This window comes from Kitasatospora sp. NPDC029367, assembly GCF_055569135.1.
On record NZ_JBVHYH010000104.1, the window covers coordinates 1 to 17327 of the forward strand.

The 17327-nt window shown below is 75.3% G+C and carries 18 protein-coding genes and 2 pseudogenes; 9 read left to right on the forward strand and 11 right to left on the reverse strand.

What is annotated here, in order from left to right:
- A pseudogene (locus ACZ4W5_RS35205) lies at positions 1–530 on the reverse strand (hypothetical protein); the annotation flags it as partial.
- A gap of 344 nt (positions 531–874) precedes the next feature.
- On the opposite strand from ACZ4W5_RS35205, the gene ACZ4W5_RS35210 reads away from it, so the two are divergent.
- The 3 genes from ACZ4W5_RS35210 (at position 875) to ACZ4W5_RS35220 (ending at position 4198) form a co-directional block, all read left to right on the forward strand.
- Positions 875–1996: a fatty acid desaturase family protein gene (locus ACZ4W5_RS35210; RefSeq protein WP_465659158.1), complete on the forward strand. Its 1122-nt coding sequence runs from the start codon at positions 875–877 to the stop codon at positions 1994–1996.
- A gap of 74 nt (positions 1997–2070) precedes the next feature.
- Positions 2071–3210 (forward strand): glycosyltransferase family 4 protein, encoded by a 1140-nt coding sequence (locus ACZ4W5_RS35215; RefSeq protein WP_465659195.1) that lies wholly within the window; start codon positions 2071–2073, stop codon positions 3208–3210.
- A 112-nt stretch (positions 3211–3322) separates the two neighbouring features.
- Positions 3323–4198, forward strand: coding sequence for an alpha/beta fold hydrolase (locus ACZ4W5_RS35220; RefSeq protein WP_465659160.1), 876 nt, complete (start codon positions 3323–3325; stop codon positions 4196–4198).
- A gap of 19 nt (positions 4199–4217) precedes the next feature.
- Here the strand turns inward: ACZ4W5_RS35220 and ACZ4W5_RS35225 are convergent, their stop codons facing one another.
- Together ACZ4W5_RS35225 and ACZ4W5_RS35230 are read right to left on the reverse strand one after the other, a co-directional pair.
- Positions 4218–4817 (reverse strand): TetR/AcrR family transcriptional regulator, encoded by a 600-nt coding sequence (locus ACZ4W5_RS35225; protein ID WP_360242028.1) that lies wholly within the window; start codon positions 4815–4817, stop codon positions 4218–4220.
- Positions 4814–5176, reverse strand: coding sequence for a DUF1304 domain-containing protein (locus tag ACZ4W5_RS35230; protein WP_360242118.1), 363 nt, complete (start codon positions 5174–5176; stop codon positions 4814–4816). The genes ACZ4W5_RS35225 and ACZ4W5_RS35230 overlap by 4 nt, the downstream gene beginning before the upstream one ends.
- Positions 5177–5379: 203 nt before the next feature.
- Here ACZ4W5_RS35230 and ACZ4W5_RS35235 point away from each other — a divergent pair, with 203 nt between their 5' ends.
- Together ACZ4W5_RS35235 and ACZ4W5_RS35240 are read left to right on the forward strand one after the other, a co-directional pair.
- A complete protein-coding gene (locus ACZ4W5_RS35235; protein ID WP_465659162.1) occupies positions 5380–5772 on the forward strand; it encodes a YybH family protein in 393 nt (130 codons plus the stop codon).
- A 182-nt stretch (positions 5773–5954) separates the two neighbouring features.
- Positions 5955–6245: a muconolactone Delta-isomerase family protein gene (locus tag ACZ4W5_RS35240; protein ID WP_360242121.1), complete on the forward strand. Its 291-nt coding sequence runs from the start codon at positions 5955–5957 to the stop codon at positions 6243–6245.
- A gap of 25 nt (positions 6246–6270) precedes the next feature.
- Here ACZ4W5_RS35240 and ACZ4W5_RS35245 read toward each other — a convergent pair whose 3' ends face one another.
- Together ACZ4W5_RS35245 and ACZ4W5_RS35250 are read right to left on the reverse strand one after the other, a co-directional pair.
- The gene (locus tag ACZ4W5_RS35245; RefSeq protein ID WP_465659164.1) at positions 6271–6879 is read right to left on the reverse strand and encodes a DJ-1/PfpI family protein; all 609 of its coding nucleotides are present in this window, start codon (positions 6877–6879) and stop codon (positions 6271–6273) included.
- 88 nt (positions 6880–6967) lie between these two features.
- On the reverse strand, positions 6968–7552 hold the full coding sequence (locus ACZ4W5_RS35250; RefSeq protein ID WP_465659166.1) for a TetR/AcrR family transcriptional regulator: 585 nt from the start codon (positions 7550–7552) through the stop codon (positions 6968–6970).
- A gap of 84 nt (positions 7553–7636) precedes the next feature.
- Between ACZ4W5_RS35250 and ACZ4W5_RS35255 the strand changes: the two genes are divergently transcribed.
- Complete coding sequence (locus ACZ4W5_RS35255; RefSeq protein ID WP_465659168.1) at positions 7637–8515, forward strand: SDR family oxidoreductase; 879 nt, start codon at positions 7637–7639, stop codon at positions 8513–8515.
- Between the two features lie 28 nt (positions 8516–8543).
- Here ACZ4W5_RS35255 and ACZ4W5_RS35260 read toward each other — a convergent pair whose 3' ends face one another.
- The 5 genes from ACZ4W5_RS35260 to ACZ4W5_RS35280 form a co-directional block, all read right to left on the reverse strand.
- The gene (locus tag ACZ4W5_RS35260) at positions 8544–9326 is read right to left on the reverse strand and encodes an oxidoreductase (protein ID WP_465659169.1); all 783 of its coding nucleotides are present in this window, start codon (positions 9324–9326) and stop codon (positions 8544–8546) included.
- 274 nt (positions 9327–9600) lie between these two features.
- Entirely contained in the window at positions 9601–10200 is a 600-nt protein-coding gene (locus tag ACZ4W5_RS35265) for a TetR/AcrR family transcriptional regulator (protein WP_465659171.1), read from the reverse strand.
- 66 nt (positions 10201–10266) lie between these two features.
- Positions 10267–11157 (reverse strand): SDR family NAD(P)-dependent oxidoreductase, encoded by an 891-nt coding sequence (locus ACZ4W5_RS35270; RefSeq protein WP_465659172.1) that lies wholly within the window; start codon positions 11155–11157, stop codon positions 10267–10269.
- A 172-nt stretch (positions 11158–11329) separates the two neighbouring features.
- Positions 11330–12232, reverse strand: a complete 903-nt coding sequence (locus tag ACZ4W5_RS35275; protein ID WP_465659174.1) for an MBL fold metallo-hydrolase — start codon at positions 12230–12232, stop codon at positions 11330–11332.
- Positions 12233–12268: 36 nt separating this feature from the next.
- Positions 12269–13591 carry an MFS transporter gene (locus ACZ4W5_RS35280; RefSeq protein ID WP_465659175.1) on the reverse strand — a complete coding sequence of 441 codons (1323 nt, stop codon included), beginning with the start codon at positions 13589–13591 and terminating at the stop codon, positions 12269–12271.
- Between the two features lie 129 nt (positions 13592–13720).
- On the opposite strand from ACZ4W5_RS35280, the pseudogene ACZ4W5_RS35285 reads away from it, so the two are divergent.
- From ACZ4W5_RS35285 to ACZ4W5_RS35295, 3 genes and pseudogenes are all read left to right on the forward strand, one after another.
- Positions 13721–13909, forward strand: a pseudogene (locus ACZ4W5_RS35285) (hypothetical protein); the annotation flags it as partial.
- Between the two features lie 82 nt (positions 13910–13991).
- The gene (locus tag ACZ4W5_RS35290) at positions 13992–15395 is read left to right on the forward strand and encodes an amidase (protein WP_465659177.1); all 1404 of its coding nucleotides are present in this window, start codon (positions 13992–13994) and stop codon (positions 15393–15395) included.
- Positions 15396–15510: 115 nt separating this feature from the next.
- Positions 15511–16086, forward strand: coding sequence for a TetR/AcrR family transcriptional regulator (locus tag ACZ4W5_RS35295; protein WP_360242085.1), 576 nt, complete (start codon positions 15511–15513; stop codon positions 16084–16086).
- A gap of 114 nt (positions 16087–16200) precedes the next feature.
- Here ACZ4W5_RS35295 and ACZ4W5_RS35300 read toward each other — a convergent pair whose 3' ends face one another.
- Positions 16201–17286 (reverse strand): C40 family peptidase, encoded by a 1086-nt coding sequence (locus ACZ4W5_RS35300; RefSeq protein WP_360242088.1) that lies wholly within the window; start codon positions 17284–17286, stop codon positions 16201–16203.
- Positions 17287–17327 lie beyond the last annotated feature (41 nt).

Consider the following 17327-nt stretch of genomic DNA (forward strand, 5'->3'; position numbering starts at 1 on the left):
GCCTTTGTCATGCCTCTGGGGTCGGTTTTGGGGACTTGCGCGCCCCTCTCCGCCCTCTCCTCTTCCCCTGTGGGGTTAGGGGGGGGGGGCTCCCCCCCCCCCCCCCCCCCACGGCCGCCACGGGAGAGCCGCCGGGCGGCCAGGTGCTCGGCCGCGAGCTCCGTGAAGAGCCCTCGCAGCCCCGCATTCGGCGTGGCGGCGACGAGCCGGTCCCACTGTGCGGCGGAGAGGTGACCGGATTCCGCGGCGATGACACGCACCCGCCTGGCTTCGTGGACGACGGCGGCGTCCATCACCTCGGGCGGCAGGTCCTCCCGCCAGAGGAAGCCGGCCTCCCCGGCATCCAGGAGGCTCAGGAGCACGTCGACGGGCGCCGCGCGGTTGAAACCGAGCCCGAAGAGCCAGGAGCGGGCCACTACCCGATCGAGGTCGGTGGCCGCGGTCAGCCTGGTCCAGACCCCGTCGGGCACATCGGGCAGGTCGGGCACATCGGGCACGTCGGCAGCGTGTACATCGGTCGTACCGGTCATTGGCCAAAGGCTAGAGCACCGGACCGGCGGCCCCGACCCGAGGTCGGGTGGTCCCCGGGTGGACCCCGAGCGGACCCCGGGTGGACCATCGGATGGACCCCACCGGGGACCGGCCGGAAGCCTCGCAAAAACGCTCGACCTTCGGATCCCTGACGGAACAACCCCCGCCGCCACCCGCCCGTTCGAGCCCATTCCGACCGCGACACGGGCCCGCCGGGGCACACCGGCCGGTCGGGTACGGAAGGGTGAGGCCGCCGCCCGTCCCGGGGCCACCGCACGTGCCCCCGGGACGGGTGGCTTTGCGGCCACGACCGGCCGGAGCGACCCGAGACCGGGATGGTGGCATGACCCCTCAGGACACCCCGACCGCCGGAACCACCCGGCACGGGGACTTCGCCGAGCTGCGCCGACGCGTCGGTGAGGCCGGACTGCTCCGCAAGCGCCCGCTGTACTACGCCTGCCGGGCCACCGCCCTGCTGGCCGCCCTCGCCCTGTTGCTGGCCGGGTTCGCCGTCGGCGGCGCGAGCTGGTGGCAGCTCGCGCTGGCGCCCGTACTCGCCCTCGTCCTGGGCCAGTTGGCGCTGCTCGGCCACGACGTCGCGCACCACGCGGTGTTCTCCGGGCGCCGGAGCACCGACCTCGCCGGCATCCTGCTCGGCAACCTGGTGGTCGGGATGAGCTACGGCTGGTGGGTCAGCGACCACAACCGCCACCACGCCCACCCGAACCGCGAAGGCCGCGACCCCGCCGCCAACGCCATGCTCTTCGTCCGCACCGCCGAACAGGCCGTCCGCACAAGGGGGTTGCGGAGGACGGTCGCCAAGTACCAGGCGGAGCTGTTCTTCCCGCTGCTCTCGCTCCAGGCCCTCGGCCTGGTCGTCGCCACTGCCCTGACCCTGACCCGGGGCCGGCTGCGCCACCCGCTGCTGGAACGGACCCTCGCCGTCCTGCACTACGCCCTCGCGGCGGGCCTGCTGCTGGCCGTCCTCACCCCGCTCCAGGCGCTCGCCTTCGCCGTGCTGTGCGGCGCCGTGCTCGGCGTCTACCTGGGCTGCATCTTCGCGCCCAACCACAAGGGCATGCCGATGACCGGACCGGACGAGCAGCCCGCGGACTACCTCCGGCGCCAGGTGCTGCCCAGCCGCAATCTCCGCGCCGGGCGGTTCACCCACTTCCTCTTCGGCGGCCTCGGCTACCAGATCGAGCACCACCTCTTCCCGGCCATGCCCGTACCGGCGCTGCGCCCGGCCTCGCGGATCGTGCGTGCCTACTGCGCGGAGGTCGGCCTGCCCTACCGCGAGGCCGGCCTGGTCGACTCGTTCCGGGAGATCCTGCGGGACCTCCGGGCGGTGGGCCGCTGCGTCGACGCACCCCCGACCGCGGCCGTCCCCGGGGCCCGGGCCAGGGCCAGGAGGGTTAGGGCCGAGGACGGACGGCCCCGGGTCGAGAGCGGGACCGCCCGGTGAGCCGCGTCCTGTCCGGGCCGGCGACGGCCGCACCGCTCGCCCCCGCCGCCGCCCCCGGGCCCGACGGCGGCCCACTGCGGGTCCTGATCGTCACCGAGTCCTTCCCCCCGCAGCTCAACGGCGTCGCCCACAGCGTGCTGCGGACCGCCGAGCACCTGACCGCCCGCGGCCACCGCGTCCTGGTGGTCACCCCGGCGACCCGCACCCGGCGCGGCCCCGAGCGGCTGGACGGCTACCAGGTGCTCCGGGTCCGGTCCGTCCCGCTGCCCGGCTACCCGGAGGTGCGGATCGCCCTGCCCGGCGGGCAGTTGGCGGCCGCGATCGAGCGGCACCGCCCCCAGGTCGTCCACCTGGCTGGGCCGTTCGCCCTCGGGGCGGCGGGCGCCGCGGCGGCCCGGCGGGCCTCGGTCCCGGCCGTGGCGGTGTTCCAGACGGACATGGCGGCCTACGCCCGGACCTACCTCCCGTTCGCGGGCGAAGCCGGCGCCCGGACGGCCTGGCGGATCCTGCGGCGCGTCCACGGCACGGCCGCCCGGACGCTGGCGCCCTCCCGGGCGTCGCTGGATGCGCTGGCCGCCCACGGCGTCCCCCGGCTCCACCTGTGGCCGCGCGGAGTCGACCGGGAGCGCTTCCACCCGCGCCACCGCGACGAGGCGCTGCGCCGCCGGCTCGCCCCGCGCGGCGAGGTACTGGTCGGCTACGTCGGACGGCTGGCGGCCGAGAAGCAGGTCGACCGGCTGGTGCAGGCCTCCCGGCTGCCGGGCGTCCGGCTGGTGGTGGTCGGCGACGGCCCGTGCCGCGCCCCGCTGGAGGCCGCACTGCCGGACGCGGAGTTCCTGGGCCGCCGCACCGGGCACGAACTCGCCCGGCTGTACGCCTCGTTCGACGTGTTCGCGCACACCGGGCCGTACGAGACCTTCGGCCAGACCGTCCAGGAGGCGATGGCCAGCGGCCTGCCGGTGGTCGCCCCGGCGGCCGGCGGGCCGCTGGACCTGGTCCGCCCGGGGCGCACCGGCTTCCTGGTGCCGCCCGGCGCGGGCGAGGAGTTCCGTACGGCCGTCGACCGGCTCGCCCGGGACGCCGGCCTGCGGGCCGAACTCGGCCGGGCGGGCCGCGCCGCCGTGGCCGAGCGCGACTGGGCGTCGATCGGCGACCGGCTGATCGGGCACTACCGCCTCGCCATCGCGGAGACCACCGGCGCACTGCGGCGCTGAGCCGCGCAACCGCAGCACTGCGGCGCTGAGCCGCGCGCCCGCCACCGCACCCGTCCGCCACCGCCACCGGACCCGCCACCGCACCCGACCGCCGCTCGAAGGAACCACCCCCGTGCACCAACCGCTCGCCGCCACCTACACCCCCGGCACCGCGCCCGCCGCCGACACCGCCGTCTTCCTGCACGGCCTCGGCGGCTGGACCGACAACTGGGCCGCCCTGATCGACCAGTTGCGCGGCTCGGTGCACTGCCTGGCCCTGGACCTCCCCGGCTACGGCCGCTCGGCACCCCCGCCCGACGGCCTGGTCACGGTCGAGGGCCAGTCCGCGGCCGTCGCCGCCCACCTGGACCGCGCCGGGCACCGCCGGATCCACCTGGTCGGCAACTCCCTCGGCGGCCTGACGGCTCTTCACATCGCCGCCCACCGACCCGAGTTGGTCGCCTCGCTGACCCTGCTCGCCCCCGTGCTGCCCGCCCTCCCCTCGCCCCAGGCCCTGCGCGCGGCCCTGCTCGCCCTGCCGGGCGCCCCGCGCCTGTACGCCCGGCTGCTCGCCGACCAGAGCCCGGACCGCCAACTGGACGACCTCTACCGGCTGATCTACGCGGACCCCACCCGGGTCAGCCCCGAGGTGCGCGCGGCGGAGGCCAGCGAACGGCTGCGCCGCAGCGAACTCCCGTACGCGGGAGGGATGCTGCCCGCGGGCATGCGCGCCGTGGTCCGTACCTCCCTGCGCCGGGGCGTCGCCTCCCCCTGGCACCAGGCGGGCCGGATCACCGCCCCCACCCTGCTGGTCTACGGCCGGGAGGACCGCCTCGTGCCGTTCCGGCTCGCCCCGCGCGCCTACGCCGCCTTCCGCGACGCCCGCCTGCTCACCCTCCCCGACACCGGCCACGTCGCCATGCAGGAACGCCCCGCCCCGGTCGCCGCCGCCCTCCGCGCCCTGATCGCCGAGACCGGCCGGGCCTTCGTGCCCGTCCCCGTGGCCTGACCCTCCACCGTCGTGCCGGTCACAGCCTCGGCGTGCGGTGCAGGGAGATCAGCAGGCGCCAGACCTGCTCGGCGATCCGCTCCGGCTCCGCCGTGATCCGGCCGTGCAACCAGTCGGCGAGCACCCCGGTGAACGTGCCGGCGACGGCGGCCGCCACCAGGTCGGGTTCCGGCGCTCCGGCCAACGCCCGTTCGGTGCGGCTGCGTTCGCGCAGTTCGCGGTTGAGCACCAGGCCGAGCGGCCCGCCGCCGCCCGGCGTCAGCAGGGCGCGGTGGAGCCCGGCGTGCGGCACGAGTCCGGTGAAGAAGCCGGTGAGGGCGGGCGGCGGGACGTCCGGGTCGGGCACGCCCCGCCAGGCGTGCAGCGCGTCCACTGCCACGCGGACCAGGTCGGCGCAGGCGTCCACCGCCAGCGCCTCCAGGTCGGCGTAGTGCACGTAGAAGGTGGCCCGGCCCACCCCGGCGCGGCGCACCAGGGCGGCGACGCTGACGTCCGCGAGCGGCCGCTCGGCGCACTCCGCCAGCAGCGCCCGCCGCAGGGCGGCCCGGGTCCGCTCGGCCCTCGGGTCCACGGCGCCCCTCGGGTCCGGGGCATCCCTCGGGTCCGGCGCGGCGCTCATCCGGCCACCAGGACGGCGCCGAGGGCGACCGCTCCGGGCAGGGCCTGGGCGAGCAGGATCCGCCGGTTCGCGGTGGCACCGCCGTACAGTCCGGCCACCACCACGCAGGCCAGGAAGAACACCTGCACCTGGTGCCCCGTCGTACCGCCGGCGAGCAGCCCCCAGACCAGCCCGGCGGCCAGGAAGCCGTTGTAGAGGCCCTGGTTGGCGGCCAGCGGCGCGGTCGCCCGGGCGAGCGCCGGGTCGAAGCCGGACAGCTCACGGCCGGGCCGCCGCTCCCACAGGAACATCTCCAGCACCAGGATGTAGCCGTGCAACACGGCCACCAGGCCGACCAGCAGATCCGCCGTCGTGCGCATCATCAGCTCCCAATTTCATGGACAGGTGTCCATCTTACCTGGACAGCTGTCCATGAAGTCCAGCGGCACCCGCCCCGCCGGCAGAGCAGCCGAAGGGCTGCGGACGAGCGGCCGACGCCCGGTCCGGGAGATCCTGCACCTGGACGGCGGCACGAGCCCCGGCCACCGCACCGACACCGCCGCTCCCGGGAGGAGACACGGAAGTGGACGACGCCCCCGCCGACGAGACCGTCCTGCGCGAGGTGCTCGACCGTTGGAAGGACGCGGTCGACCGGCACGAGCCCGAACGCGTCGCCGCCCTGTTCACCGAGGACGCGGTCTTCCAGGGCCTGCACCCCTACACCGTCGGGCGGCCCGGCGTGGCCGCCTACTACGCCGCCCAACCCGCCGGTCTGACCGCCGAGTACACGATCCTGACGACCAACCGTCCGGCCCGGGACCTCGTGCTCGGATACCTCGCCGTGGACTTCTCGTTCACCGACCGCCCGACGCTGAGCGTCTTCCTCGGCGTCCTGCTGCGACGGACCGCGACCGGCTGGGCGATCGCCCACTACCAGGTCTCCCTCCTGCCCCAGGAGGCCGCCGAGGAGCAATGAGGCCGCCCACCAGCCGGCCCGCACCCGCCCGACACGCCACGGGCGCCACCACGGACCCCCGGCGCCGCGCCCACGACACGGCGCCCCCACCGCGACCCCGGCCGCCGGCCGGGCAACTCTGGACGGAGCCTGATATGACCCAGTTCCCGGACGCCGCCGCGCACGAACCCGAGGCCGGGGCCCTGCGCGAGTTCCTGGTCGAGATCACCACCACCGTGCCCGAGGGCACCCCCGCGGCGGAGGTGGACCGCCGGCGCGCCGCCGAGGCCGTCCGCGCCCGCGAGCTGGCCGCCGCCGGGCGCCTGGCGCGGCTGTGGCGCCCGGTCGGCGAGCTGCGCAGCATCGGCATCTGGCGGGCCGCCGACGAGGAGGAGCTGCGCGAGCACGTGCTGGGCAGCCTCCCGTTGCGGCCGTGGATGACCCTCACGGTGACCGCCCTGGAGTCCCACCCCAACGACCCGGCCCGGCCGTGAGACCCGTGGCGGGCCACCCGGCGGGTCAGCGGAGTGCGGCCCGGCCCGTCCGGACGGCGTGCAGGGCGCGTTCGACGGTCTCCGCCTTCTCGCCGACCGGGGCCACGTAGTCGATGACGCCGCGGGCGGCGTCCTCCCCGAGCAGCCGGGTGATCACCCAGGTCGCGAGGTACTGGGAGGCCAGGCACCCGCCCGCCGTGGCGATGTTCCCCTCCGCGTGGAACGGCGCGTCCAGGACGGTGACGCCGGCGGCCTCGACGAAGGGCCGGCTCGTGGTGTCGGTGCAGACCGGCATGGTGCCCAGCAGCCCGAGGCGGGCCAGCACCAGGGCGCCCGAGCACTGCGAGCCGACCAGCTGGCGCGAGGGGTCGAGCGGCAGCATGCGGAGCAGCCGGTCGTCGGCCACCACGTCACGGGTCCTGACCCCGCTGCCGATGAGCACCGCGTCGGCCTCGGCCACGAACCCCAGCGGGCGCTGGCCGGTCACCTGCACGCCGTTCATCGAGGTGACGGTCGGCGTCGGCGTGGTGACGAAGGCCTCCAGGCCGTCCTTACGGCACCGGTTGATCAGCGCGGACGCGATGAAGCTGTCGAGCTCGTTGAACCCGTCGAAGGTGACCACGGCTACCTGCATCGGCTCTCCTCGAATCTCCTCGAACTGCGGTACGGGTTCCCCAGGCTTCCCCGTACGGCCCCCCGGTACGGCTCTTCCCCGTACGGCCTCAGCCAGGCGGGCCGGCCGCGAGGACCTGCCGCAGGTCCTGCACGGACGCGCGAATGAGCCCCGGCAGATCCGCGCCGCCCGGCTCGGCCGGCTCGGCGATCCAGCGCGCGACGGCGACCTTGAACACGGCGATGCCCGTTTCGGCCGCCAGGTCGGCGGTCGGCCCGGGGACGCCGCGGCCGCGCAGCGCGTCGGCCGTCGCCGATGCCATCGCGTCGAGCTTGACCAGCTCGCGCTCCCGCAGCTCCGGGTTGGCCGACACGACGGCGTCGCGCAGCCGGACCCGTTCGGGGTTCTCCTGCAGTACGGCGCCCACGGCTTCGAGGGCCGCACCCACCGTCTCCATCGGGCCCGCGTCGGCGGGCGCCTCCGCGACGGCCCGGGCCAGCAGCTCCCGCATCAGCTCGGTGCCGTGGAACAGGACTTCGCGCTTGTCGGCGAAGTGCCGGTAGAAGGTCCGCTCGGTCAGTCCGGCCCGCGCGGCGATCTCCGCCGCCGTGGTCCGCTCGAACCCCTGCTCGGCGAAGAGCGCCAGCGCCGCTTCCGCCAGCCGTCCGCGCCCGTTCGGCTCCCATCTGCCCATGCGGCGATCGTACGCGATGACAGTCCCTGACATCACTGCTAGCCTGACGACAGTCACTGACATCACCGTTCCGGAGGTTCTGTCATGCGGGTATTCGTCACGGGCGCGTCCGGCTGGATCGGCTCCGCCGTCCTCCCCGAACTCATCGGCGCCGGCCACCGGGTCACCGGGCTGGCCCGGTCCGACGCCTCGGCCGCCACCGTCGCCGCCGCCGGGGCCGAGGTGCTGCGCGGCGACCTCGACGACCTGGACGCCCTGCGCGCCGGGGCCGCCGGGGCCGACGCCGTCATCCACCTCGCCTTCGTCCACGACTTCACCGACTTCGACGCCTCCATCCGCACCGACGCCCGCGCGGCCGAGGCGCTGGGCGGCGCGCTCGAAGGCTCCGGCAAGCCGCTGGTCGTCGCCCACGGGACGCCGGCGGCACCCGGCCGGGTGGCGACCGAACACGACCGGAGCGTGCCCGGCGGCCTCGGTGCGGGCCGCGACGACAACGCCCGGGCCGTCCTCGCCATGGCGGCGCGCGGCCTGCGCCCGTCCGTCGTCCGGCTGCCCCGTACCGTCCACGGCGAAGGCGACCACGGCTTCATCGCCGGCCTGATCGCCACCGCCCGCGCCAAGGGCGTCTCCGGCTACGTCGGCGACGGCTCCCAGCGCTGGCCGGCCGTACACGTGCGCGACGCCGCGCGCCTGTTCCGCCTGGCCGCCGAACAGGCCCCGACCGGATCGGTGCTGCACGCCGTCGGCGACGAGGGCGTGCCGATCCGCGCCGTCGCCGAGGTGATCGGCCGCCACCTCGGCCTGCCGACGGCCTCCGCCCCGGCCGAGGACTTCGGCTTCCTCGGCGCCATCCTCGCCGTCGACCAGCCCGCCTCCAGCACCCTGACCCGCGACCTCCTCGACTGGCACCCCACCCACCCCGGCCTGCTCGAGGACCTCGACGCGGGCCACTACTTCCGCTGAGCCCACGGCACTTCCGGCCCGGTGAAGCTCAGAGCGTCTGGACCAGGCCGCCGTCGATGACGAAGTCGCTCCCGGTGACGTTGCCGCTGCGGTCGGCGGCCAGCAGCAGCACCAGGTCGGCGACCTCCTGCGAACGGCTGAAACGGCCGGTCACGGACTGCGCGGCGGCCGTACGGGCGACGTCCTCCGGCTCCGCTCCGGAGGCCTTCGCCACCGTCGCGGCGACACCGTCCTCACCGAGCCACAACCCCGTGGCGACCGGGCCCGGGCTGACGGTGTTGACGCGCACCCCGAGCGGACCGACCTCCTTGGAGAGGGCCTTGCAGAAGTTGGTGAGCGCCGCCTTGGCCGCGCCGTAGTCGATGACCGCCGGGTCGGGCAGGAAGGCGTTGACCGAACTCACCGTCACGATCGAGGCGTTGCCGCGGTCGATCAGGTGCGGCAGGGCGGCCCTGGTGGTACGGACGGCGGCGAGGAAGTTGACCGTCAGCGCCTGGAGCCAGTCCTCGTCGGTGACGGACCGGAAGCCGCCCGGCCGGGGCCGCACCGCGCCGACGTTGTTGACGAGGATGTCCAGTCCGCCGAACCGGGAGACCGCTTCCTCCACTGCCGCCGCGGGGCCGTCCACGGTGGTGAGGTCGGCCGCCACCGGATGCACCTGCGGGGCGAGATCGGTCAGCGGGCCGATGACGCCGCGCGCCACCGCCGCCACCCTCACACCCTCGGCGGCGAGCGCCTGCGTCACTGCCAGACCGATCCCCTTGCTGGCTCCGGTGACGAGGGCGACCCTGCCCGAGAGGTTCAGGTCCATCGCGGGCTCCTCAGCCGGACCGCTCGACGGCGGCCTTCATCCGGCGGCCGAGGCAAGGGGCGTCCTTCACAGTGCTGCGGAGGACCGTGCTCTCCGGACATCTCGGGCCTCCTCGCTCGGTGCCCCGGTGGACGCCCCCGGACCAGGATTCCAGAGGGCCTCGGCCGCCGCCTCCCGGTGCGGGGCCTGAGCGCGAGGCCTGACCGACCTCCGGCCGCCGTCAACCCTCCGCGGGACGACCGCCCGAACCGACGGCGTCCTACTCGGCGGCGTCCTACTCGGTGGTGTCCTGTTCGGCGACGTCCACCGGAGTCGCCCTCAGGCCGCCGAGCAGGGTGGCCAGGTAACGGTGCGCGGTGTCGATCCGCTCGGCGGGCGGGCCACCGTGGACGTTCACGGCGTAGGCGAGGCCGCACATGAGCGGGACCAGGTCGGCCGCGTCCAGATCGGGGCGGACGGCACCGGCCGCGCGGGCCCGGTCGAGGAGTACGGTGCCGGCCGAGCGGATCGCCTCCTTGAGCTCCCGGGTGCGCGGCAGTGCGGCGGAGTCGGCGGCGGCGACCGGCGCCAGCGCGGCGTCGGTCACCTGCGCTTCGACGGTCCGGGCCAGGAAGTCCGCCAGCGCCCGCCCGGGGTCGGTGCCGGCCAGGGCCAGCTCGCCGTGGGCGGCGAGCCGTTCCAGGCAGGGGGCGGCGACGGTCTCCAGGAGCGCCTCGGGCGTGGCGAAGTGCCGGTAGACGGTACCGACGCCGAGTCCGGTCCGGCGGGCGACGTCGTTGAGCTGCAACGGCGTGCCCTCGTCGACCAGGGCCCGAGCGACGGAGACGATCCGTTCCCAGTTGCGGGCGGCGTCCTTGCGCAGGGGCGTGGTCATGGGGACATGTTAACCGGATGACCCATCCGGCATGCTTCCCCCGTCGGCGCCGGCACCGGCCGGAGGTCAGCCGGCGACCTTCGGCGCGTACCGCTCACTGAGCCTGCGCACCGCCGCGACCACGCGCGGGTCGGTCGCCGCCCGGAACGGGGCGACCGGACGGGCCTGGGCGCCGATGACGACGCCGGTCCGGCCCGCCAGGGCCTCGTCGGTCGCGGCGGTGATCGAGGGCCTGGCGGCCACCGACGCCGGGCCGGAGGTCGAACGCTCGAACCGGCGACGTACCAGTGGCCACAGCAGTCGCAGCGGCGGCGAGACGATCCTCGGGTCGGTCAGCGTCCCGTCGGTCATGTCGGTCGCCGCACCTCCGGGGTCGGCGGCGAGGACCGCGACGCCCGTACCGTCCAGCCGCGCCGCCAGGTCGAGGGTGTGGGCGAGGTTGGCGAGCTTGGCGCGGCCGTACCAGTGGAACCCGTAGTAGCCGCCGGGCGGCTCGACCTCGTCGAACACCCGCTTGGCGAGGGCGACCGCGCCCGAGGTCACGTTCACGATCCGGCTCGGCGCACCGGCTGTCAGGGTGGGCAGCAGCAGCTCGGTGAGCAGGTACGGCGACAGGTGGTTGACCACGAAGGAGGCCTCGACCCCGTCGAGGGTCCGCCGCTCCGGGAACATCGCCCCGATGTTGTTGACCAGCACGGTCAACGGTTCGCCCGGGGCCGCGTGCTCGGCGCCGAGCCGGGCTGCGAGCGCGCGCACCTCGTCGAGCGAGCCGAGGTCCGCGGCCAGGAAGCGGGCGGGGTGTTCCGGCCGTGTGGCGGCGATGCGCTCGACCGCTCGCGCGCCCCGGCCGGCGTCGCGCCCCACCACGGTGACCGCGTATCCGGCGGCGGCCAGCCCCAGCGCCGTCTCCAGACCGATACCGGCCGTCCCGCCCGTCACCACCGCTGCCTTGCGCATGGGTCCTCCTCGCTCCAGGAAAGCGGATGCATCATCCGCTTGGCCCGAAGGTAGCACACAACCGGATGACCAATCCGCTTCCCAGTGGCGACCACCCGGCCGGGCTTCGGCGCCGGCTCGCCGGCCGGCTCACCGGCGGCCGGCCGGACGTCTGCCACGTCACAGCCGCCGGTCAGGTCGCGGGGACGGGCCGGAGCCGGTAGGCGTCGCCGTGGGCGACGACCCGGCCGGCGGTGGGCGGGGCGAAGTGGGTGCCCAGCAGCAGGGTGTCGGTGCCGGCCAGGGAGGCGAGCAGCGCACGGCGGGTGGCCTCGGAGCGCCGGGGCTCGATGTCGACGCAGGCGCCGATGGCGGGGTGGGCGAGCTGCACCGGATGGTGCACGCAGTCGCCGGTGATCAGCGCGGTCTCACCCCGGTCGGCCAGTTCGACGGCGATGTGCCCGGGGGTGTGGCCGGGGGTGGGGATCAGCCGCAGGCCCGGGACGATCTGCACGCCCTCGTCCGGGACGTCGACCAGGTCGAGCAGTCCGGCCCGTTCGACCGGGAGGACCGAGTCGCGGAACATCTGCGCACGGGCCTCGTCCATGTCGTAACCGGCCCAGAACTCCCGTTCGGCGCGGGCGGTGAGGTAGCGGGCGGCGGGGAAGGTGGGCACCCACGCGCCGTCCTCCCACCGGGTGTTCCAGCCGACGTGGTCGGCGTGCAGGTGGGTGAGGACCACCAGGTCGACGCTCTCCGGTGCGAACCCGGCCGCGGTGAGGCGCTCCAGGTAGTCGGTGCGCAGGTCGTGCCAGGCCGGGTTGGCCCGCTGCTTGCCGTTGCCGATGCCGGTGTCGACCAGCACCCGCAGCCCGTCCACGACGAACGCGAAACTGTGGCTGTCGAGGTGGAGGACGCCGTCCCGGCCGGCGAAGTCGGGGTGCAGCCAGTCGTGGCCGGCCACCACCTCGGGGGTGGCATCGGGCAGCAGCCACGGCCCGGTCGCCGGCGGCAGCGGGACCTCGTCGATGCGGTGGACGGTGAGGTCGCCGACGGTCCAGGAGGGGGCGGTGGTGGCGGCGGAGGGGGTCTGCATGGTCGGTCGTTTCCTTTGCTGTGCGGTGGGCGTGATTCAGCGGTCGGGGCTGGTCGCAGCCGGCCGGCCCCGGCGCCGTGACACGGCGAGGGCCGCGAGGGCCGCCACGGCGAGCAGGGCGGCGACGGCGGCGTAGACGTGGGAGGTGGCCCCGAGCCCGTACTGCCGGGTGGCGGCGCCCGCGGCGATGGCGGGCAGGCTCATGGAGAGGTAGCTGAGGACGTAGTAGGCGGCGAGGGTCGCGGCGCGGTCCCGTTCGGCGAGCGGGGCGAGGAGCAGGCGCAGGGTCCCTTGGGAGACGGCGCCGAAGGCCAGGCCGGCCAGGGCCGCGCCGCCGTAGACGGCGGGGGCTCCGACGCCGTGCAGTCCGGCCAGGGTGAGGGGCGCGGCCGGCAGGACGGCCAGGCAGCCGACGGTGACGGTGGCGCGGGGGTCGGCGTGGCGCAGGGCCCACACGGTGAGGGTCGCGGTGGCGCTGAGGGTGAAGAAGACCAGGCCGCGGGCCGCCTGCGGAGCCGCGGGGGCGACCAGGCGCACCAGGGCCGGGCCGAGGGAGGAGTAGAAGCCGCCCAGCGCCCAGACGGCGACGACGGCGGTGCCGGTGGTCAGCAGGGTGCGGCGCGCGGCGGGCGGGAGGGCGAGTCGCGGACGCAGCGACCGCAGCGCGCCCGGGTGGCGGCGGGCCGTCTCGGCGGTGAAGGCGACGGCGATCGCCTGGGCCGCGAAGAGCGCGGCCAGCAGCACGTAGACCGTGACGGTGGGGGCCGGGGCGAAGCGGACGAGGAGGGTGGAGCCGAGGACGCCGGCGGCCATGCCGGCGACGGGGGCGATGGTGTTGGTCAGGGCGGAGCGTCCGGGGCGCCGGGGGTCCGTCAGGTCGAGGAGGGCCGCACCGGCGGCACTGGTGGCCACGCCGGTCGCCGCCCCTTGCAGGAGGCGGGCCGCGGTCAGGGGGCCGGCTCCGTCCGCCGAGGCCAGGAGCAGCATCGAGGCGGCCTCCGCGAGGAGTGCGCCGGCCAGTACGGGGCGCCGTCCCAGGTGGTCGGAGAGCGCGCCGGTGGTGAGCAGGGCCGACAGCAGGGCCAGCGAGTACGCGGCGAACACCACCGTGACGGCGAGCGCGGAGAGGCCCCAGCGGTCCTGGTAGAGGGGGTACAGCGGTGTCGGGGCGCTGGACGCGGCCAGGAGGGCCACCAGGACCGAGGCGTCGAGGGCGAAGGTTGCCGCGCGGTTCCTCCGGTGGGCGCGACCGGCCCGGAGCGGGCAGTGCGCCGAAGTGCCGGACGTGACACCGGAGGTGACACCGGGCATGGCGCCGGACATGGCGCCGGACGCGGGACCGGACAGAGGGCCGGGCATGGGACTCCCTCCCGTAAAAGCAATGTGTTTGCGTTAAGCGACGATAGAACCTACAGTCGCACTAACGCAAGCCGTTAGCTTTTAGCGGGGCGCTTCGCCGTTCCCGCCCGACCGGAAGAGGGATCCGCCGTGTCCTCCCCCGCACTCACCCCGCCCGAGGCCGCCCGCTGGGCCGCCCTGGCCGGACTCCCGCTGCCCGACGACCGCCACGCCGAGGTCGCGGCCACCGCCGACCACATCCGCTCCGTCGTCGCCGTCCTGCGCGAACTGGACCTCGGGGACACCCCGCCCGCCAGCGCCTACCGCGCGACACAGGAGAACGCGGGCAGGACCCGAGAGCACCCAGGCCCCCGGAACGCGGGCACCCGGAACGCGAACACCCAGGAGATGGAGCAGAACGATGCAGCCGTATGAGCTGACCCTCGCCGACGCCGCCGAGCAGATCCGGGAACGGCGCCTGTCCCCCGTCGAACTGGTCGACTCCGTCCTCGACCGCATCGACCGGGTGGAACCGCAGGTCGGGGCCTACGTCACCGTCACCGCGGAGCAGGCCCGCGCCGCGGCGCGCGAGGCCGAGCGGGAGATCGCCCGGGGCCACCACCGGGGGCCGCTGCACGGCGTCCCGGTCGGCCTCAAGGACCTGATCGACGTCGCCGGCCTGCCCACCACGGCCAGCTCCCGGGTCCGGGCCGACCACCGCGCGACCGCCGACAGCACGGTCGCCGCCCGGCTGCGGGCCGCCGGCGCCGTCCTGGTCGGCAAGACCCACACCCACGAGTTCGCCTACGGCCTGACCACCCCGCAGACCGGCAACGCCTGGGACGGCTCCCGGGTCGCCGGCGGCTCCAGCGGCGGCTCCGCCGTCGCGGTGGCCGCCGGGGCGGCGACCTTCGCACTCGGCACCGACACCGGCGGCTCGATCCGGGTGCCCGCCGCGCTCAACGGCGTGGTCGGCCTCAAGCCCACGTACGGCCTGGTGCCCCGCCACGGCGTCACCTCGCTGTCCTGGTCCCTCGACCACGTCGGGCCGATCACCCGCACCGTCGAGGACGCCGCCCTCGTCCTGACCGCCCTCGCCGGGCACGACCCGCGCGACCCCGCCTCGCTGGACTCCCCCGCCGTCGACCTCCGCCCGCAGCGGGACCGGGCCGGGGCCGCGGACCTGACGGGCGTGCGCGTCGGCGTGCCGAACAACCACTACTTCGACCACGTCGACGCGGAGGTGTCGGCCGCCGTCCACCGGGCCGTCGGCCACCTGGAGGAGCTCGGCGCCCGGCTCGTCGAGGTCGACATCCCGCTGACCCGCTACCTCCAGGCCACCCAGTGGGGCCTGATGGTGCCGGAGGCCACCGCCTACCACGAGCGCACCCTGCGCACCGTCCCCGAGCTGTACGGGGCGGACGTGCGGATCCTGCTGGAGGCCGGCGAGCTGATCGGCGCCGGCGACTACCTGCGTGCCCAACGCGCCCGGACCCTGATGCGCGAGGAGTGGGCCCGCGTCCTGGAGGAGGTCGACGTGATCGCCGCCCCGACCGTCCCGATGACCGCGGCCCGGGTCGGCCAGGCGACCGTCACCTGGCCGGACGGCACGGTCGAGGGCGTCTCCGACGCCTACGTCCGCCTCTCCGCCCCGGCGAACATCACCGGGGTGCCCGCCCTCTCCGTCCCGGTCGGCCACGACACGGCGGGTCTGCCCATCGGGATGCAGCTGCTCGGACACCCCCTCGGCGAGCGGACGCTGCTGCGGGTGGGCCACGCCTACGAGCGGACGCAGCCGGACCGGGCGCTCGCGCCGGTCGCCTGAGCCCGGCGCCTGGGGACGCGGCCGGCCCCGTCCCCAGGCCCGACCGCCCGCCCGCCTTCCCGCCCGCCGCGGTGATCCCCCGCTAAACGCAAGAACTGTGCTTTAAAGTGGTGCCATGAGTCGCAAGCAGATGGTGCGCCCCGGCGGACGCAGCGCCCGGGTCCAGGCCGCGGTGCACTCCGCCGTCCGGGAACTCCTGGCGGAGGTGGGCCGCGACGCGCTCACCGTCCCCCTGGTCGCCCAACGCGCCGACGTCACCCCCTCCACGATCTACCGCCGCTGGGGCGACCTGGCCGAACTGCTCTCGGACGTCGCCGTGGAACGGCTGCGCCCCGACGGCGAACCGGCCGACCACGGCGACCTGCGCTCCGACCTCACCGCCTGGGCCGAACAGTTCCTCGACGAGATGGCCTCCGCCTCGGGCCGCGCCTACACCCGCGACGCCCTGCTCGGCGACCCCGACGGCAGCAACGCCGGCCAGTGCTCCGCCTACGCGGCCGGACAGATCGACGCCATCCTCACCCGCGCGACCGACCGCGGCGAACCCGCCCCCGACGTCGAAACGACCATGGACCGGGTCGTCGCCCCGATGATGTACCGCATCCTCTTCCGCCCGTCCGGCCTCGACGCCGCCTACGCCCACCGCCTGGTGACCGACCTCCTCGGCACCCCCGAGGCGGACCGCCCCTGACCGGGTCGGCCGGTAGCGCGACGCGCGGGTGACGGCAACCGTCACCCGCGCGTACGTCCGTTCGGACCGGCCCGTCAGGCCGTCAGCCAGTCAGACCGTCTGTCGGTCGGAGCGTCAGGCGGTCACCCGGTACCAGTACCCGCCGGTGCGCAGGCCGACGTAGTGCACGTTGGTGCCCGTCTCCTTCGCCTCGTACATCATGTCCGCACCCGTGGCCGGGTCGGTTCCGGCGTAGAGCACCACGTGCACGGTGTTGTGCGCGGCGCTGCCGAAGTACTCGACGTCGCCCGGGCGGCGCTGGGCCTCCGTGATCGGGGTGAGGTGCTTGTCCAGGGTCTGCTCGCTGGTGTCGCCACCGTTGGCGAGGTCGATGCCCGCGCCGAACCAGAAGGCCGCGCGGACCAGGCCCGAGCAGTCCATGCCGACGGTGGTGTCCGCCGGGCAGGGCTGGATCGAGCCGGTGTAGCCGTCACAGGTGCCGAGCGACGGGCCGGGGCCCTCGCCGCGCAGCGAGTGGCCGCCGCCCCACACGTACGGGACGCCCAGGTAGGACTTGGCCGCGTTCAGGACCTTGGTGGAGTCGATCGGGCCGCTGGGCAGCGGGGTGGGCTTGCTGCCGTACAGGGCGTTCTTGACGGCCGTGCCGACGATGCCGTCGATGGTCAGGGCGTGCGCGGCCTGGAAGTTGCGCACCGCCGTGTCGGTGGCGGGGCCGAACTGCCCGTCCACGGTGAGGCGGCCCGCGTTGAAGGTGTTCAGCATGGACTGCAGGGTCTTGGTGCACGCGCCGGTGGCGCCCTTCTGCAGGTCCCCGCACTGGGTGCGCAGGTCCACCGTGCCGGCGGCGGCGGACGCGGCCGTGTCTATGGCCGCCTTGGTGGCCCGGCCGACGATGCCGTCCACGTCCAGGGAGTGGGCGGCCTGGAAGTCGCGCACCGCCGTGTCCGTGCCCGACCCGAACTGCCCGTCCACGGCGAGGTGGGCGCCGGTCTGGTTGAGCTCCAGCTGGAGCTGGGTGACGCAGCCGTCGACCTCCCCCAGGCGCAGGTTGGCCGGGCAGGACGGGGAGGTGATCGGTATCGGGGCCGGCACGGTCGCGGCGGACGCCGCCGAGGCGGTGAAGGCGCCGACGCCCGTCAGCACGGACGCCAGGGCCAGGCCCAGCGACAAGCGGCGCCGGGTGGGGAGGAGGGTGTTCACAGGCGGTTCTCCAAATCCATGATGATTCGTCAGAACTCTGC

Coding starts and splice junctions, on each gene's coding strand:
- ACZ4W5_RS35250 (WP_465659166.1), bottom strand. CDS start 7,552: ATGGGCAGATGGGAGCCGAACGGGCGCGGACGGCTGGCGGAAGCGGCG.
- ACZ4W5_RS35295 (WP_360242085.1), top strand. CDS start 15,511: ATGAGTCGCAAGCAGATGGTGCGCCCCGGCGGACGCAGCGCCCGGGTC.
- ACZ4W5_RS35270 (WP_465659172.1), bottom strand. CDS start 11,157: ATGCGCAAGGCAGCGGTGGTGACGGGCGGGACGGCCGGTATCGGTCTG.
- ACZ4W5_RS35275 (WP_465659174.1), bottom strand. CDS start 12,232: ATGCAGACCCCCTCCGCCGCCACCACCGCCCCCTCCTGGACCGTCGGC.
- ACZ4W5_RS35255 (WP_465659168.1), top strand. CDS start 7,637: ATGCGGGTATTCGTCACGGGCGCGTCCGGCTGGATCGGCTCCGCCGTC.
- ACZ4W5_RS35265 (WP_465659171.1), bottom strand. CDS start 10,200: ATGACCACGCCCCTGCGCAAGGACGCCGCCCGCAACTGGGAACGGATC.
- ACZ4W5_RS35245 (WP_465659164.1), bottom strand. CDS start 6,879: ATGCAGGTAGCCGTGGTCACCTTCGACGGGTTCAACGAGCTCGACAGC.
- ACZ4W5_RS35260 (WP_465659169.1), bottom strand. CDS start 9,326: ATGGACCTGAACCTCTCGGGCAGGGTCGCCCTCGTCACCGGAGCCAGC.
- ACZ4W5_RS35230 (WP_360242118.1), bottom strand. CDS start 5,176: ATGCGCACGACGGCGGATCTGCTGGTCGGCCTGGTGGCCGTGTTGCAC.
- ACZ4W5_RS35210 (WP_465659158.1), top strand. CDS start 875: ATGACCCCTCAGGACACCCCGACCGCCGGAACCACCCGGCACGGGGAC.
- ACZ4W5_RS35290 (WP_465659177.1), top strand. CDS start 13,992: ATGCAGCCGTATGAGCTGACCCTCGCCGACGCCGCCGAGCAGATCCGG.
- ACZ4W5_RS35225 (WP_360242028.1), bottom strand. CDS start 4,817: ATGAGCGCCGCGCCGGACCCGAGGGATGCCCCGGACCCGAGGGGCGCC.
- ACZ4W5_RS35280 (WP_465659175.1), bottom strand. CDS start 13,591: ATGCCCGGCCCTCTGTCCGGTCCCGCGTCCGGCGCCATGTCCGGCGCC.